Origin of the sequence: Mucilaginibacter mallensis, assembly GCF_900105165.1 — a bacterium.
Taxonomy (GTDB): Bacteria; Bacteroidota; Bacteroidia; order Sphingobacteriales; family Sphingobacteriaceae; genus Mucilaginibacter; species Mucilaginibacter mallensis.
This window is the reverse complement of sequence record NZ_LT629740.1, coordinates 3,323,408-3,340,161: the sequence shown is the minus strand read 5'-3', so window position 1 is coordinate 3,340,161 and position 16,754 is coordinate 3,323,408. Positions and strand designations below refer to the sequence as shown.

At 39.3% G+C, this 16,754-nt stretch carries 18 protein-coding genes; 5 read left to right on the top strand and 13 right to left on the bottom strand.

Annotation, left to right across the window (positions count from 1 at the left end):
- Positions 1 to 79 precede the first annotated feature (79 nt).
- Complete coding sequence (locus BLU33_RS13575) at positions 80 to 1,609, bottom strand: M56 family metallopeptidase (RefSeq protein WP_091373730.1); 1,530 nt, start codon at positions 1,607 to 1,609, stop codon at positions 80 to 82.
- Positions 1,606 to 1,983 carry a BlaI/MecI/CopY family transcriptional regulator gene (locus BLU33_RS13570; RefSeq protein WP_091373727.1) on the bottom strand — a complete coding sequence of 126 codons (378 nt, stop codon included), beginning with the start codon at positions 1,981 to 1,983 and terminating at the stop codon, positions 1,606 to 1,608. The genes BLU33_RS13575 and BLU33_RS13570 overlap by 4 nt, the downstream gene beginning before the upstream one ends.
- A gap of 135 nt (positions 1,984 to 2,118) precedes the next feature.
- Here BLU33_RS13570 and dprA point away from each other — a divergent pair, with 135 nt between their 5' ends.
- On the top strand, positions 2,119 to 3,216 hold the full coding sequence (gene dprA, locus BLU33_RS13565) for a DNA-processing protein DprA (RefSeq protein WP_091373724.1): 1,098 nt from the start codon (positions 2,119 to 2,121) through the stop codon (positions 3,214 to 3,216).
- Positions 3,217 to 3,331: 115 nt separating this feature from the next.
- Here dprA and BLU33_RS13560 read toward each other — a convergent pair whose 3' ends face one another.
- The 8 genes from BLU33_RS13560 to sppA form a co-directional block, all read right to left on the bottom strand.
- Positions 3,332 to 3,802 carry a SixA phosphatase family protein gene (locus BLU33_RS13560; protein WP_091373721.1) on the bottom strand — a complete coding sequence of 157 codons (471 nt, stop codon included), beginning with the start codon at positions 3,800 to 3,802 and terminating at the stop codon, positions 3,332 to 3,334.
- Entirely contained in the window at positions 3,799 to 4,803 is a 1,005-nt protein-coding gene (locus BLU33_RS13555) for a glycosyltransferase family 9 protein (RefSeq protein ID WP_232009275.1), read from the bottom strand. Before BLU33_RS13555 ends, BLU33_RS13560 begins: the two co-directional genes overlap by 4 nt.
- A gap of 26 nt (positions 4,804 to 4,829) precedes the next feature.
- Positions 4,830 to 5,435, bottom strand: a complete 606-nt coding sequence (locus BLU33_RS13550) for a DUF4254 domain-containing protein (RefSeq protein ID WP_091373714.1) — start codon at positions 5,433 to 5,435, stop codon at positions 4,830 to 4,832.
- Between the two features lie 21 nt (positions 5,436 to 5,456).
- Positions 5,457 to 5,951: a D-glycero-beta-D-manno-heptose 1-phosphate adenylyltransferase gene (gene rfaE2, locus BLU33_RS13545; protein ID WP_091373711.1), complete on the bottom strand. Its 495-nt coding sequence runs from the start codon at positions 5,949 to 5,951 to the stop codon at positions 5,457 to 5,459.
- 12 nt (positions 5,952 to 5,963) lie between these two features.
- A complete protein-coding gene (locus BLU33_RS13540) occupies positions 5,964 to 6,518 on the bottom strand; it encodes a D-sedoheptulose 7-phosphate isomerase (RefSeq protein WP_091373708.1) in 555 nt (184 codons plus the stop codon).
- Positions 6,519 to 6,520: 2 nt separating this feature from the next.
- Complete coding sequence (gene rfaE1, locus BLU33_RS13535) at positions 6,521 to 7,507, bottom strand: D-glycero-beta-D-manno-heptose-7-phosphate kinase (protein ID WP_091373705.1); 987 nt, start codon at positions 7,505 to 7,507, stop codon at positions 6,521 to 6,523.
- 63 nt (positions 7,508 to 7,570) lie between these two features.
- Entirely contained in the window at positions 7,571 to 9,244 is a 1,674-nt protein-coding gene (locus BLU33_RS13530) for a DNA polymerase/3'-5' exonuclease PolX (RefSeq protein WP_091373703.1), read from the bottom strand.
- Positions 9,245 to 9,353: 109 nt separating this feature from the next.
- On the bottom strand, positions 9,354 to 11,129 hold the full coding sequence (gene sppA / locus BLU33_RS13525; RefSeq protein WP_091373700.1) for a signal peptide peptidase SppA: 1,776 nt from the start codon (positions 11,127 to 11,129) through the stop codon (positions 9,354 to 9,356).
- Positions 11,130 to 11,217: 88 nt separating this feature from the next.
- On the opposite strand from sppA, the gene folK reads away from it, so the two are divergent.
- Positions 11,218 to 11,703 (top strand): 2-amino-4-hydroxy-6-hydroxymethyldihydropteridine diphosphokinase, encoded by a 486-nt coding sequence (gene folK, locus BLU33_RS13520; protein WP_091373697.1) that lies wholly within the window; start codon positions 11,218 to 11,220, stop codon positions 11,701 to 11,703.
- Between the two features lie 18 nt (positions 11,704 to 11,721).
- Positions 11,722 to 12,099 (top strand): Hpt domain-containing protein, encoded by a 378-nt coding sequence (locus BLU33_RS13515; RefSeq protein ID WP_091373695.1) that lies wholly within the window; start codon positions 11,722 to 11,724, stop codon positions 12,097 to 12,099.
- On the opposite strand, the gene purS is transcribed toward BLU33_RS13515, so the two are convergent.
- From purS to rho, 3 genes are all read right to left on the bottom strand, one after another.
- Entirely contained in the window at positions 12,096 to 12,350 is a 255-nt protein-coding gene (purS, locus tag BLU33_RS13510) for a phosphoribosylformylglycinamidine synthase subunit PurS (RefSeq protein WP_197684503.1), read from the bottom strand. The genes BLU33_RS13515 and purS overlap by 4 nt on opposite strands.
- Positions 12,331 to 13,041 carry a CDP-diacylglycerol--serine O-phosphatidyltransferase gene (pssA, locus tag BLU33_RS13505; protein ID WP_232009274.1) on the bottom strand — a complete coding sequence of 237 codons (711 nt, stop codon included), beginning with the start codon at positions 13,039 to 13,041 and terminating at the stop codon, positions 12,331 to 12,333. The genes purS and pssA overlap by 20 nt, the downstream gene beginning before the upstream one ends.
- A gap of 92 nt (positions 13,042 to 13,133) precedes the next feature.
- The gene (gene rho / locus BLU33_RS13500) at positions 13,134 to 14,786 is read right to left on the bottom strand and encodes a transcription termination factor Rho (RefSeq protein WP_091373689.1); all 1,653 of its coding nucleotides are present in this window, start codon (positions 14,784 to 14,786) and stop codon (positions 13,134 to 13,136) included.
- Between the two features lie 351 nt (positions 14,787 to 15,137).
- On the opposite strand from rho, the gene pyrF reads away from it, so the two are divergent.
- The gene (pyrF, locus tag BLU33_RS13495) at positions 15,138 to 15,968 is read left to right on the top strand and encodes an orotidine-5'-phosphate decarboxylase (RefSeq protein ID WP_091380526.1); all 831 of its coding nucleotides are present in this window, start codon (positions 15,138 to 15,140) and stop codon (positions 15,966 to 15,968) included.
- A 28-nt stretch (positions 15,969 to 15,996) separates the two neighbouring features.
- Complete coding sequence (locus BLU33_RS13490) at positions 15,997 to 16,692, top strand: hypothetical protein (RefSeq protein WP_091373686.1); 696 nt, start codon at positions 15,997 to 15,999, stop codon at positions 16,690 to 16,692.
- Positions 16,693 to 16,754: the final 62 nt, after the last annotated feature.

Genomic DNA, 16,754 nt, shown 5'->3' with positions numbered 1-16,754 from the left:
GAGCCGGAAAAACAGTTCAGCAATACCCAACTCAAAAACCATGAGAAAGATTATGTAAAGCAGATGGTATCAGTATACCCTATTTCGAATATATAACACGCCCTACCAGCATCTTTTGCTTTTTTTCGAAACCTCCTTTTAATGTATAGAGACTATCAAAAACTTTTGGAGTCTTATTTGATGAGATTGAAGAATCGAAATTAGGATAAGTTATGCTACTTGTGGCTTTTGCATTAACTGACGAATGAACGCGGCGCACGGTGTCTGCGCTTCTCTTAAGTTCTCCATCTGCTGATGCAGCAGACGGAGATGGTGAAGGGCGCTCGTCTATACTTGTTTTCGGTGCCTCCTTGGCGGGCGGTGCTAATGGTGCTGGCGGCGGCGGTGGTAATTTAGAATATATCGACATATTAGGGAATGAATACCCATACTTATCACGCAACATTTTAATTTGTTTAGCGCTTGCTGTATTTTTAAAATAGGACGTTTGCGTGCCATCTTTTTCTACAATAATCACTCTGAAATCACTTTTGCCGTTTATTAAATAGCCCGATTCAGCATATTTATATCCCTTTTTTGTGATCTCGCTGGGAGAAGCTGGTGCGGCAAATCTCACATTTTCGCGAGTTGGTGGTGGTAATAAGCGTACATCAGTCACCTTTACTTTTGGCGGTGCAGGCGGTGGTGGTGGTTTAGCTATAGTGTCTGACTTTGGCTTCATCAGCACAACCCAGCCATAATTTTTACTGAATGCCAGTGTTGAAACACACAGCAGGCCGCCACATATGGGCACAGCCAGCAGGTATTTTAGCCTTGCTAAACTACCCGAACGTTTTTGATTTAACATAATGATCCTCTTTTTTAATAGGTTATAATTGAAAAATGAATGCGTAATTGAAGACCCGCTCAAGCCGTAAGCATTATGCACCAGGAATGAGGAATAGGTGAGGGCATCGATTTCGGTAGCTGCCGTTTTTTCATCAGCTATATATTCATGTATGGCTTTAAGGCTATATTGCAGTATATAAATAAAGGGATTGAACCAGTTAATGATTTTTAATATCTCAATAAACACAATATCGGCAGAGTGTTTTTGGTGGATATGCACCAGTTCGTGCTTAATAATGGTTTCCTTGCCGTCAGCTTTTGTGCCGATGAATAGAAAATTGAAGAAAGAAAAAGCAGTATTGGAGCCATTAAGGTAGACCAGTTTATAACCCGCGTTTGTTGGTTTATTACTTTTGCGCGTTATCCTTACCAATTGGTAAAGCTTGAATAATAACACCAATAACAGCACCGCCGCGCCAGCCAGATAGATATAAAAGACACCATCCTGCCAAGTGAATTTTTCAGGTGGCGGAATTAATGTAACTTCTATCGGCTTTACCATTACACTATGGTAGTTAACATATTGCACAACCGGAGCTTGTGGTTCATGCTTTAAAAATCCTAATTGTACTACCGGTATTATGAATGAAACCACGCAACTCAGTAATAAATAGGCCCTGTTTAAAGTGTAGTGTGTATCGTTGCTTAAAAACACATAATAAACGGTATAAAATACCGCGAGGTACAGGTTAGCTTCCATCAAATAATGCAGCCAGTTCATTGTTTTTTGTTTTTAAGGTTGTCAATCAGGTTGGTTAACTCATCTAGCTCCTTTATGCCGAGCTTTTTTTCATTGGCAATAAATGAAACGAGGCTTTTGTAGGAATCATCAAAATAGTTCCTCATCATCTTATCAAAAGTGAACTTTTTATACTCCGCTTCACTGATAGTAGGGAAGTACACATGTGAATTACCATAGGCTTTATGATCAATGAACCTCTTGCCCTCTAACACCCTAACCACAGTTGATACGGTGTTATACGCGGGTTTTGGCTCGGGTATTTTATCGATGATCTCTTTTACAATAGCTTCATTTAATTGCCACAGTATCTGCATTATTTGCTCTTCGGCTTTTGTGAGTTCCTTGATCTGCATAGTAAACTAGTTTTATAGTTAGGTAAATTTACAACTATTTTCATAGTTCACAAACTATTTTTATAGTTTTATTATTTTGCTAATTATTATAGCATTATTGTGATTCTTTTTTTATTTTAGGCTGATCTTATCACTATGTCTGTATTACACCAGGTTGCCCTTACTTATGTTAAAAATGTTAGCCATGTGCTATCAAAATCGCTGATTTTATCGCTGGGGAGTGCCGAGCGGATATTTACTGTATCTAAATCAAGATTGCTGGAAATTCCGGGTATCGGTATCAAAACAATAGAGCAGTTAAATTTAGACGATGCGCTGCGCAAGGCAGAAGAGGAGGTGAAATTCATCGAAAAGAATAATATTGATGTTATTTTTTATACGGATCCGCGCTACCCTAAACGCCTGAAGTTATGTAATGACTCACCTATATTATTATATAGTAAAGGTAATGCCGATCTGAATAATCAACGTGTTATCAGTATAGTAGGTACCCGTAACGCCACTGAATATGGTAAGCATTTGTGTAAAGAGCTAATTGAAGAATTACAACAATACAACGTGCTGATAATAAGTGGACTGGCATTAGGGATTGATGTAGCAGCGCATAAGGAGTGCCTGCGCTTAGATATGCCTACAGTTGGTGTCCTGGGACATGGTCTGGATCGGTTATATCCTGGTCAAAATCGCGCGACAGCTGAAAAGATGCTCGAAAATGGCGGATTATTGTCGGAATATCCGTCAGGCACTATCCCTGACAGAGAAAATTTTCCTGAACGTAACCGTATAGTAGCCGGTATGGCCGATGCTACGGTGGTTATTGAAGCCAGTGTAAAAGGCGGTGCGCTGATCACCGCTGAAATAGCAAACTCTTATAACCGTGATGTTTATACTTTCCCGGGCAGGATAGGAGATGAGTTTTCGGAGGGTTGTAACTTCCTGGTACGACATAACAAAGCGGCATTACTCACTAATCCGGCTGATCTGGCGTATAGTTTAGGTTGGGAAAAGGATGAAAATATTAAGGCAGTTCAGCAATTTACTTTACCTATTGATCTGACAAGGGATGAGCAAATTATTTTTGATACGATAAAGGATCACAAAGCCCCGCTTGCCATTGATGATCTCACCATAAAAACCAATATGACCATGAGTACGCTGGCTATGAACCTGTTAAATATGGAGATGCAGGGCTATATCCGCTCGCTGCCAGGGAAGACGTATTTGATTAGTTAATAGGACTAAAGAGAAAAGGGTAGGTGTCATGCTGAGCGTAGTCGAAGCATGTGGGCAAGGCCTTTACGCCTATACTTCGACTACGCTCAGTATGACCCTCAAATTGCATCTTTTTTTACACCTCATCATAAAGCACCAGCTTCCCGGTGCCGCCGCTTATTAATTTCCATTCATCAAACTCAAAATCAATTACAGCTATGGCACAGGGAGGCACATCCTTTATTTGCCCTGTTAAGTGATAAAGCATCTGACTTATAGCGGGGTTATGCCCAACTAAAGCAATAAAGTAATACTGATCAGGAAACTCGTTGATGATATCTAACAAGGTAGCATCGCTTGCCTCATATATGGCTTTATCAGTTTGAATTTTGGTTACTGAGAGATGTTCAGCAAAAATATCAGCCGTTTTTTTTGTACGTACCGATGGGCTGCTGAAAATTATCTGTGGTATATATGACTTTGTTTTTAGGTGGTCGGCCATTATTTCAGAATCTTTTATGCCTGATTTTTTTAGCGGGCGATCAAAATCCTTATAATCAGTGTCATGGGTGGCCTTAGCATGGCGAATTAATAATAACCTTTTCATCGAGTGTATTGAGTTAATTTATCAACTATAGTTTCGGCTTTTATACGGTTTAAACAGGCATAATCCTTTCTAAAACATGGTTTATTACCGTATACAGAACATGGGCGGCACTCAATTGTGTCGGCTACAATATCATTTTCTGATTGTCCATAGCCCAAAAAGCCGGCATAATGATGCGTCGCCCCCCAAACTGATATTACCGGCGTGCCTTCAAGCGAAGCTAAATGCATACCTGCGGAGTCCATACTAAGCATTACATCCAGGTTATTGATAAGCACAAATTCCTGCTGCATATTTAATATACGGATGGTGGAAACCACATTCGCATATCTTTTCTCCCATTCATTGCATATTTCCTGCTCGCTAATTGATCCTCCAAAAAGGAAGATTTTTACATCTTGTTTGTTTAATTCAGCAATCACTTCCTCCATTTTTTCAAGTGGAAGGATCTTCCCTTTATGCTTGGCGAATGGTGAAATCCCTATCCATGGGGAGGTTTTTTCACCAGTTATTTTAATAATATCATCAGCTAAAGGCTTTGATTTTTTCACCAGTTTATAGTCCAGTGTAACATAAAAACCTATCTTGCGGAACACATCTGCATAGCGTTCAACAGTGCGTTTTAGGGGTTTTAATACCTTGTTTGGGAAGCGTGTTAACAGTTTTTTTTCAGCCCTGCCTTTATCCAGTGCGGCAGTTTTTACGCCTGTTAGCCTGAATAAGCGCCTTAATATTTGGGTGCGCAGATTGTTATGCAGATCAGCTACCGCATCAAAATGTTCCTGATTTTTCAGGTGATTGAAGAGTTTTATCAGGCCTCCAAAGCCCTTATAAAGTTCTTTTAAATCGGCAGGATAATATTTTAAACGGGGTATATTTTTGAAGAATTCAGCAAATTCAGGGCGGGAAATATAGGTAAGAGTAACCTCAGGATTTTGATCTAACAGTGCTTTAACAACCGGAACGGTCATCGCCACATCGCCCATAGCCGAAAAACGCATGACCAATATGTGCTTTGGCCCCGGCATTATTTTTTGTTATTGTATAAAACAGGGTTAAGTTCAGGATCATTATACATCTTCATCTGGCGATAAACCTTCATGTATTTTTCTCCTTTTTCTATATCTTCCAGCAGCTCATCAATAGCTGTTGACAGGTCAACACGTTGCTGTAATAATATAGCCAGTTTGTTTTTGCACTCCGTAATGTGCGCTTCATCAGCATCTGTACGCAAGCTCTCTTCACGCATATGGTATATTTTCAGGGCGAGGATCGACAGGCGGTCTATGGCCCAGGCAGGACTCTCGGTGTTTATCCGGGCCGATGCTAAAGGCTGAATATTTTTATATTTTTCGTGAAAATAAGAGTCGATATACTCCACCATGTCGGTACGATCCTGGTTGGAAGCATCAATACTACGTTTCCATTTTACCACTTCAAGCGGTTGGATAGAGGGGTTACGGATCTCATCTTCCATATGCCATTGCGCGGTATCTATCCAGCATTTGGCGTATAATAAATTATCTAAAGTAACGGGAGCAAAAGGGTTTTCACATTGCTTTTCTACTTCATTAAACCGATGATAGTCGCCTATCGCCTGCTCAAATATCTGGTTGCAATGTTCACTTATCATATTTTTCAAATGCGGGTAAGCTTATTTTTGTTGGATCTTCTTAATAATTGACGTTGAAGAATAGCCCTCTACAAAAGTAATAGTTTTAACTTCACCGCCATTGGCAATTACTTCTTTAGCGCCAACAATATTTTCAATGGAGTAATCGGCACCCTTTATCAGTACATCAGGCATTAAAGTGGTGATCAGATTTAATGGTGTATCCTCTTCAAAAACTACTACCGCATCCACAAAAAAGAAAGATGCCAGTAATGCCGCGCGACTATCCTGCCCATTAACCGGGCGACTTTCGCCCTTTATCCGCTTAACAGAAGCATCTGAATTTAAGCCGATGATCAATTTATCACCTAATTCAGCCGCTTTTGAAAGGTAAGTGATATGGCCAATATGAATCAGATCGAACACGCCATTGGTGAAAACCACTTTTTTATCCTCACTCTTCCAGATAGCAACCTTTGTTTTTAGTGTTGATAGCTCATTTATTTTGCTGGAAAGGGTCTTTTCAATATCGCGCATGGTACTAAATTATTAAAACAAGTCGTCAACCGCCTTGCAAAATATGTGACCTATCAGGATGTGCATTTCCTGTATACGGGCTGTAACATTAGATGGAACAATGATATTCAGATCGCAAAGTCCATTCATTTTACCACCATCCCGGCCGGATAAACCTAAAGTTTTACAGCCAAATTCTTTTGCTGATTCAAAGGCTTTTAATATACCTGGACTGTTTCCGCTGGTTGAAATACCAACAAAAAGATCACCCGGCAGGGCCAGCGCCTCTAACTGGCGCGAGAAAACATACTCATAACCATGGTCGTTGGCTATTGCCGTAATGGCCGAAGTGTCAGTAGTTAGGGCCACGGCGGGTAATGCTTTACGGTCTTTTACAAACCTTCCGCTTAATTCTGCTGCAATGTGCTGTGAATCAGCTGCACTGCCACCGTTTCCGGCTAACAAGATCTTATTACCGCTTAATATGGTTGAGGTAAATAATTCACAACCCGCCTCAATATCGGCAGTAAGCAAATCAATTACTTTTTTTATTAAATTTTGATGATCGTAAAGTTCCTCACTAACCATGTTTAACGGGTATTATTAATGTCGTCAATAATTTCATCTATTGTAGTTGTGGCGCTGCCAATGTGCCTTATCACTATTGCAGCGGCATGATTTGCCAGGTCGCAGGCTTCCTCAACTGATAAGCCTGATGCTATAAAATAGGCTATTGCGGCCAAAACAGTATCACCAGCTCCGGTAACATCAAATACTTCGGTAGCCTTAACAGGGAGTATTTTGCAATCATCTTTGCTTACAATTGCCATGCCTTCTTCCGATAAAGTTACTATCAGGTAAGTGACATTTGTTTGCTCAAAAATAGCTTTGGCCGCTTCCCGAACATCGTCAATACCTTTTATTTTCTCGGCTTTAGCAGCCTCTGTAAGCTCTTTTTTATTAGGCTTGATGATGAACGCACCTTTATATTTCTCATAATTTAAGCCTTTAGGATCAATAATCACCTTTTTTTGACGATCGTTTGCAGCTTTAATTACCTTTTGGGTAAAAGCAGGGGAGAACAGGCCTTTATTATAATCAGACAATACTACGATATCAGCTTCATCTATGTGTGCTATTAACTTATTTAAAAGTTCATCTTCCAGTTCAATAGTAAGTGCATCGGTAAGCTCCCTGTCGATCCTTACAATTTGCTGATTGCCAGCTAAAACACGGGTTTTTATAGTTGTGGGCCTGTTGATATCAGTAATTATAGTATCTGATTGTACGCCTTCATTACTTAATATTTCTATTAATTGCTTACCAGCTTCATCATCACCTTTAACACCGCCCAGCATAACTTTAGCACCAAGGCTAACCAGGTTCTGGGTTAAATTACCCGCACCACCCAGCGTAGTAGTTTCCTTTTTTACATTAACTATAGGTACAGGAGCCTCAGGGGATAATCTTGTAGCGCCACCCCATATATAATGGTCGATCATAATATCGCCGATAACCAATATGGATGGCTGCTTACCTGATTTTTGTATGGAACGTACTTTGTCTATTATGCTCATTAGTTCATTGGTTCATTAGTTCATGGGTCTTTTTGTTTTCAGACTTTGAACCTCATGACTATATTAACCTTTTTTGTTATTGAAATATTGTTGAATTTCCTGCAATGATAAGGCATTTAAACATTTTTCCTTGTATAAACCGCCTTTTCGGGCTACAATTACGCCATAATGCATATCTAAAAAGCCTTCGTTACGGTGTGCATCCGGGTTAATGGATAGCATAACGCCTTTGTCCAGTGCATATTGGTGCCAACGCCAATCAAGGTCGAGGCGGAGTGGATTGGCATTTATTTCAATAACCACCTTGTTTGCTGCGCAAGCATCTATAACTTTTTTATAGTCGATAGGGTAGCCTTTTCTGCTTAACAACAAACGCCCGGTTGGGTGGCCAAGTATAGTGGTGAATGGATTTTCAATTGCTTTTATTAAGCGGGTAGTCGCTTTTTCTTCATCCATTTTAAGGTTGGAGTGTACGGATGCCACGATAAAATCAAATTTTTTTAGGATCTCATCCGGGTAATCCAGCGAACCATCGTTTAAGATATCCGACTCAATGCCCTTGAAGATTTTAAAGCCGTCCAGTTTTTTATTCAGGTGATCGATCTCTTCGTGTTGCTGTAATACCCGTTCAATGCTTAATCCTTTAGCATAAAACGCGCTTTTACTGTGATCGCACATACCTAAGTATTCCAGTTTCAAGGTATCACGGCAGTATAAAGCCATTTCTTCAATGGTATTCACGCCGTCGCTCCAGGTACTGTGGTTATGCAGTGTGCCTTTCAGGTCGTTATAACTAATGAGTTGAGGCAATGCATTATCTCTTGCCCGGGCAATAAAGGTATCTCCCTCACGCAGTTCGGGCTTCATAAATTCAAGACCTGATTTTGTGTAGATCATTTCCTCGCTTTCAGGCTGATCTATCACATCTGCTATACGGCTAATAACCGCTTCCACATGCTCATCATTACCCGTTTGTAGGAATAACTCTTTATAAAAGTCGCGCTTTTCAACACAAACTATATCAACCAGGAGGCCATTAGGCATTTCGCCATTAATATGGTTGCCGTTGGCAGTTATATTATTAAGTATCTCTGATTTTAATAATGAATCAAAAGCAATGGTTTGATCGCGGCTGCCTAATACAATAACCAGCTCATTAACTATTTCGCAAAGTCTGCGAAATTCTCCGCCAAATTCAAATAACGCGCCGGGGAATAAACTTTTTAGCTGATCCAGCAGATCATTGGCTTCTTTTTCTATCTGTGCATACAGGAATTTACCATTGCTCGCCATCCTGAACTCAATAGCTTTGCTGATCTCTTCCTGTGTTTTTAAGCCGAAGCCTTTGGCTTCAATCAGGCGGTTCTCATTACATGCATAGTATAGTTCACCTGTATTTTCAATGCCCAGATCATGCCAGATAATAGCTACCTTTTTGGGGCCGATACCTTTTATGCCCATCATCTCCACAACACCTTCGGGGGTAGCTGTAAGTAGTTCCTGTAGCTCCACCATTGTACCGGTATCCTGTAATTCAATAATTTTGGCGGCTATACTTTTGCCAATACCATCAACTTTTTCCAGTTCTTCAAAGCTTTTACCGGCAACCGGGAATGGCAGTTTATCAACCTTAAATGCTGCATTGGCTATCGACCGTATTTTAAACGGGTTAACCTCATGTAGTTCCATCAATTGCGATAATAAGCGGAGCGTTCGGGCTATGGGTTTATTTTCCATAAATAGATTATGGTGTAAAAGTACAAAAGCTGTGCCTTAATTTCTAGAATTGTTCATAGTTCATAGTTTTTATCATTTTACTATGAACTATCGACCATGAACCAATAGCTTACTTTATCTGAATTTCATAAGGCAACCTTGCCTGCGGGGTACGCATCATTTGGGTTACGCCCTTTATTTGCTGGTAGTATATATAGTTTTCGCCCAGTTCTGATTTTATGGTGCGCATCTTTATCTCGCTGTTCAATAACGAGCCCACTTTGTTCAGCTTGCTTTTTTGGTCGGGGTAAGTGTCTATTTTATAGTGTTTCAACTTAGCCATTTTTGCTGCAGATGCAATGGCGTCATTAATATTCCCCAGGCGGTCAACCAGGCCAATTTTTACGGCTTGTGCACCAGTCCACACACGACCCTGCCCAATACTGTCGATATATTTTTGTGTTTTGTGGCGTCCTGCTGCAACGGCTTTTGTAAATTCGTCATAACCACGGTTAACCTGGTTTTGTAAAATTGCTCTTTCGTCAGGACTTAAAGGCCTGCTAATGTCACCCAAATCAGCATATTTTCCGGTAGTTACACCATCAAACGTAATACCCAGCTTATCATTAAACAGTTTTTGCAGGTTAGGTAATATGGCGAAAATGCCTATGGAGCCGGTAATGGTATTTGGTTCAGCAATAATAGAATCTGCCGCGCACGAGATATAGTAACCGCCCGATGCCGCATAATCACCCATAGATACAATAACCGGTTTTGCTTTTTTAGTAAGCATTACCTCGCGCCATATCACATCCGATGCCAGCGAGCTGCCACCAGGCGAGTTTACACGTAAAACAACGGCTTTAACCTTATCATCAAGGCGTACTTTACGTAAAGCCTCTGATATTCTTTCAGAACCTATGCTGTTATCATCGCCATCGCCACCACTAATTTCGCCGGATGCATATACAATAGCGATCTTGTTTTTGGAGTCTTTTTTGTCACTATCGTCATCGCTGGCGCCGTCGTTCTGGTTATATTCATTGATCTCAACGCTATGAATATTCTTTTTAGCCTCGATTCCAGTACGTTGCCTGATCTCGTCCAGAATTTCGTCTTTATATTTTAAGCCATCAACCAGTTTGTATTTTAACGCATCCTCCGGAAATTGTATGCGGAACTGGTTGGCATAATTAAATAATGAATCTTTATTTATACCCCTGCTCAAGCTGATCCCGGTTAAAAAATGATCATACATCGAGCCAAGGTAGGAGGTAACCTGCAAGCGGTTGGCATCGCTCATTTTAGTAAGAAAATAAGGTTCAACCGCACTTTTATAGGTGCCTACTTTAATAATTTGTGCCTCGATACCCAATTTATCCATAGCGCCTTTTAAAAAGGTAATCTGCGAGCTGAAACCCTTAAATTCAAAAATACCTTTAGGGTTGATGTAGATTTTATCGGCTACTGATGCCAGATAATAAAATTGTTGTGTATAAACCTCGGAATAGGCAATAATGAACTTGCCTGATTTCTTAAAGTCGATCAGGGCATTGCGTACTTCTTCAACGGTAGCCTGGCCCGACATCATGTCGCTTTCATCTAAAAATATGCCTTTAATATTATCGTCAGTTTTGGCCTTTTTTATGTTGGCCAATATATCATTAAGGCCGATGTCCCTATCCTCATCAAGCCCTAAAAAGCCTAAGCCTGAAAATGGGTTTGAAGGTGTACGTTCCGGAATATCCTTGGTAAATTGAATATGTAAAACTGAATCTGAATCAACCTCAGCGCTTTTATTATTGCCTGATGAAGCTATATAAGCTATGAAAATTAATATAATAATAACTATAGTTAACAGAAGGCCAAAGAAGCTGGCAAGGACGAATTTGAAGAATTGTTTCATTAAAAGTTATAAATACATTATTTATGCAAACTTAGTAATTCAATACCGTATAATATTAAGAGCTTTGTCCATAATATTTGTTACAACAATGATTGATGTTTATTTACTGTTAGGCAGTAACCTTGGTGATAGAAAGCTGTTTATGGATGAGGCAATCCGCTATATTGAAGCAGATATAGCACCGGTTATAAAAATATCACCTGTATATGAAACGCAATCATGGGGTAAGAGTGATGCGCCTGATTACCTAAATCAGGTAATATTTTTAAAAACCGATATCCCGGCACAGGATGTTCTTAAAAAGATATTAAATATTGAACTGATCCTTGGAAGAAAAAGGGAGGAAAAGTGGGGATCGCGGACTATTGATATTGATATATTGTTTTATGGCTCGGATATTATTAGTGAGGATGGCCTGCAGGTGCCGCACCCCGAATTACACAAAAGGAGGTTTACCCTTGAGCCACTCAGTGATATTGCCCCCGATTTAATACACCCGAACTATAATAAAACTATATTACAATTGAAAAATGAGTTGCGGGACACCTTAATTGTAAAAAAGTTATATTTTTGAAGTACAACTAATTATTATATGCCTGACACTTCACCAGATAAAGATATTGATCTATCAACATTATATGATATTGCCGATGGCAGCAATGAGTTTATCGTTGAATCTATAACCATGTTTTTGGATCAGGTGCCTGGTTTATTACAGGATATTGGAAATGCTATTGCCGGTAACGAGTGGCCTACCGCTGCTGCGGCTGCCCATAAAGTAAAAGCCAACCTGAGTTTCTTCGGTATGTTCTATAGCCAAACGTTGGTGCAGGAACTGGAAATACTATGTAAATCAGCTAGCCCTGATCCGGCAGAGATAACAGCCAAATTTAATCAGTTAAATGATATGATGGCTGATAACCTGGCTGCCCTTGAACTGGTAAAAACCGAAAAAGAGGCTAATCTTTAAACCGCCTCTATTTTAAACGTATAGCTTTCCATTATTAAGTTAGCCAATAAGTTTTTACAGGCTTCTTCAACTTTAGCGTGGGCTATTTCAGCAGTAGGGGCTTCAATTTCAAGTGAAATATGTTTGCCTATACGTATATTTTGTATTTCGGCTAAACCAAGGTTTTTCATGCTGCCTGTTACTGCTTTTCCCTGAGGGTCAAGAATTTCTTTCTTTGGCATTACATCTATTTCAGCCTGGAACTTTATCATGTGCTATTTTGAATTGAATTATTGATAAGGTGATATAGAAAAGTATAACCACCGGAACTGCCGCGAATTTAAAAAATAGAATCAATATAGCCGAAAATAGTAGCAGTAAATAGCGATAAATATTTTGGTTGAAGTCGCGGTTCTTGAATTTAAGGGACATTAATGGCAGCTCAGCAACTAATAAAGCGCACATTACCAGTACCAAAACTGATAAACCATACTGGTTTAAAATATAGTGTGATGAACGGCTGTGCTGCTCCATAGTTAGCGGGAGCGAAGCTATTAATATAGCATTTGCAGGAGTTGGTAAGCCAATAAAGATCTCCGCCTGCCGGGTGTCAACATTAAACTTAGCCAATCGCAGTGCCGAAAATATGACTATTGCAAAAGGTATAAAATTTAAGTATGGGCTGATATTATTTATTTGAGGGCTTTGTAAAAATAGCTCATATAATATAGCTGCGGGTAAAAAACCAAAGCTCACCAGGTCGGCTAGCGAATCCAGGTCTTTACCTATACCCGAATAGGATTGCAGTACACGTGAGGCCAGGCCATCGAAAAAATCAAAAATAGCTGAAAGAAAGATGGCATATGATGCTATTACCAGTTCGCCTTGAAAGGCGAAAACGATTCCTACACAACCGCTGAACAGGTTGGCACAGGTTATGGCATTTGGAAGGTGTTTTTTCACTCGCTTCTTCATTATGGCATGAAGGTATCAGAATTATATTAAGTATTTATGAAGTTATGAGTTAAAATAATAACTCCATAAATACAAAAATATTATGAATTCATTGATATGAGAAATTCTTCATTAGTTTTTGTTCCCCTAATTTGCGCCTGTAAAAACTCCATTGATTCCTGAGAGTTCATATCAGCCAAGTGGTTACGCAATATCCAGATACGTTGTAAGGTGTCGCGGTCAAGCAACAGATCGTCACGACGGGTACTTGAAGCGGTAATATCAATAGCCGGGAATATACGTTTGTTAGACAACTTACGATCCAGCTGCAGCTCCATATTACCTGTACCTTTAAACTCTTCAAAGATAACCTCATCCATTTTTGAGCCGGTTTCGGTAAGCGCTGTAGCTATAATGGTTAATGAACCACCATCCTCAATGTTACGTGCGGCACCAAAAAAGCGTTTAGGCTTATGTAATGCGTTTGCATCAACACCACCCGATAATATTTTACCTGATGCCGGTGCAACTGTATTGTAAGCACGTGCAAGGCGTGTGATAGAATCCAGCAGGATAACTACATCATGACCGCACTCAACCATACGTTTTGCTTTTTCAAGCACGATGTTGGCAATTTTTACGTGGCGCTCAGCAGGTTCATCAAATGTTGATGAAACAACTTCGGCACGCACGCTGCGGGCCATATCGGTAACCTCCTCAGGGCGCTCATCAATTAACAGGATGATCAGGTATACTTCGGGATGATTTTTTGCAATCGCGTTAGCAACATCCTTTAGTAACATGGTTTTACCAGTTTTAGGCTGTGCCACAATTAAACCACGCTGCCCTTTACCAATAGGCGAGAACAGGTCCATAATACGGGTTGAATAGTTACCCGCATCAGTAAACAGGCTCAGCTTTTCTGATGGGAAGAGTGGCGTTAAGTGGTCGAAAGGTACACGGTCACGTACTTCAGCAGGTATACGGCCATTAATAGCCTCAACACGTACCAAAGGGAAGTATTTTTCACCTTCTTTTGGTGGCCTTATGCTGCCGCGCACAGTATCGCCGGTTTTAAGACCGAACAATTTTATCTGCGATTGCGATACATAAATATCATCAGGAGAGGTAAGATAGTTATAATCAGATGAGCGTAAGAAACCATAGCCATCAGGCATAATTTCTAACACGCCTTCATTTATAATAACATTATCAAAATCAAGGTTTATAGCTGGTTCCTGATTTTTTGACTGACCATTACCGTTGTTCTGGTTGCTGTTTATGCGGCGCTCAAATTTTTGAGGGCGTGCTTCAGCAACAATTTCCTCAGTTTTTGGAGCAACATCATCAGGTTGGCCTTGTTGACTAACGGGAGCTTCAACTTCTGCAGGAGCTTCTGTTTCTGCCTCGTCTGCCTGGGCCTCATCATCGGCTATATCAAACAGGTTTGTATCATCAAGCGGCACCTCAATGCGTGGGGCGGTGCTATTTTTAGTTTTTATAGTACGTACTCTTTTACGTGATTTTTCACCGGCATCAGCTACTGTTTCAGTGCTTTCTGATGAGATGGGAGCGTAATTGTTTGCAACAGCATTTTGCTGAGCCCTTGCGGCTTCTATCAAATTTTGCTGTTCAACAATAGCGGTGATAAGCTGAGCTTTTCTAAGTTCGTCAGCGTCAGCGATACCTAAACTTTTTGCAATTTCGCGCAACTCCGAAACGAGTTTGTCGTTCAATTCAATTGTACCAGACATGAGATGGATTATAGTTCAAAAAAGATTTTTATTGTTTATTTGTTTTTCAACAATAAATAAGCTGTGTGTTTTTGTTAATCAATATTTAATACGATTACACCTGAATATTTATCTGAAAGAAGTTTATCCCACTAACTTTGTTATGCAACATCTAAAACCATGTACTAGTAATAAATAACGTGGAGTTTTAATTGTTTCTTTAGTGCAAGAAAAATTCAAAAGGAAAACGATGCAATTGTAATTAAATTATTTTGAAATACAAACTTTTAAAATAAATATCATTGTTAATTTAACACTTAGATTATTTTTTAGTTTTTTTGACGCTGTAAAAAAAATAATATTCCTACCATGATTTCCCGCCAGCAGCTTATAGACCAGATAAAACAGAAAAGATCATTTTTATGTGTTGGTCTTGATACAGATATTGAGAAAATCCCCTCGTTTTTAAAGGCATACCCTGATCCTATATTTGAATTTAATAAACGTATAATTGATGCTACACAGGATTTGTGCGTGGCCTATAAACCCAATTCAGCTTTTTACGAAGCTTATGGCGTAAAGGGTTTACAGAGTTTAATAGCTACCTGGGAGTATTTGCCAAAGGATTGTTTAAGTATTATTGATGCCAAGCGTGGCGATATAGGCAACACATCAGATAAATATGCAAAGGCATTTTTTGATGAAGCATCGTCAGGGATGGGTTTTGATGCCATAACCGTAACACCTTATATGGGTAACGACAGCGTTACGCCTTATTTAGCTTATGATAATAAATGGATCATCATACTGGCGCTTACCTCATCGGTTGGGAGTAAGGACTTTCAGTATTTAACTACGGAGAACGGATTTTTATATGAAACCGTTATACAAAAAGCCAATACCTGGGCCGGTGCCGACCGTATTATGTATGTAGTAGGTGCTACCAAAAGCACCGAGTTTACCAATATCCGCAAATTCGCTCCCGATAACTTTTTACTGGTACCCGGCGTAGGTGCACAGGGCGGTAGCCTAGAGGATGTTTGTAAATACGGCATGAACAAGGATTGTGGTCTGCTGGTTAATGCATCACGCTCCATTATATATGCCAGCAACGGCGAGGATTTTGCTGATGCGGCAAGGGCCGAGGCGCTGAAAATGCAACAGCAAATGGAAGTGGAGTTGGAAAAGGCTGGGGTGATATAAGCATATATTTAATTATTGAAATTATACTATGAAAAAATCATTATTAATTATAATTTCAGTTTTTTCTATCTTATTTATTGGTTTTATTATCGCAGGTAATAATGCTCGCAAGGCTATTGAGGCGGATCAATTAAAAAATCTTAAGCAAGTTCCAAAAGAGTATGAACAAATCTTAAATCACGATGATCGCTTGCTTTTACAACATTCAACCTATAGTAAAACACGTAACCCTGTTTCAGAATTCACTTATGATAAAAAATATCGTATAATTCTATATAAAATTGGAATTATAGATAAATTGAAACTTAAGGCATCAATACAAGGCAATCAATATATTGATACAGGTAATCCTTTAGGTGGTTATCATGTATTTACTGCAATAGACGAAGAAAGTCCATTTGAGATTCATTACAGAATGGGTATACCTGATTCTATAAAAGAAGTATTACTTACTTTATCTGGTAACAAAACTCATGTTATTGAAAAAAACGATAGCATCGCCTATTATCATTCAGACTTTAAATATTTTTCTATACAAAACGATAAAGATAGCCCATTAGACTTTTATGGTAAGATGAGGGAAAAAACGGACAATATTAGTTTGCCGTTAGAAATTATTTTTGTTAAACGTAATCACAATTTATACTTAGTAGTGCTTTCTGTAATTGATAAAAATGTAAAGGTTAATGAAGGTATGCTCTATAGCTTACTAAAGAAAAATTAAAATTTCATTTCGAACGATAGTGAGAAATCTTCTTCAACAGAATTGCGGACTATGCATAGTGC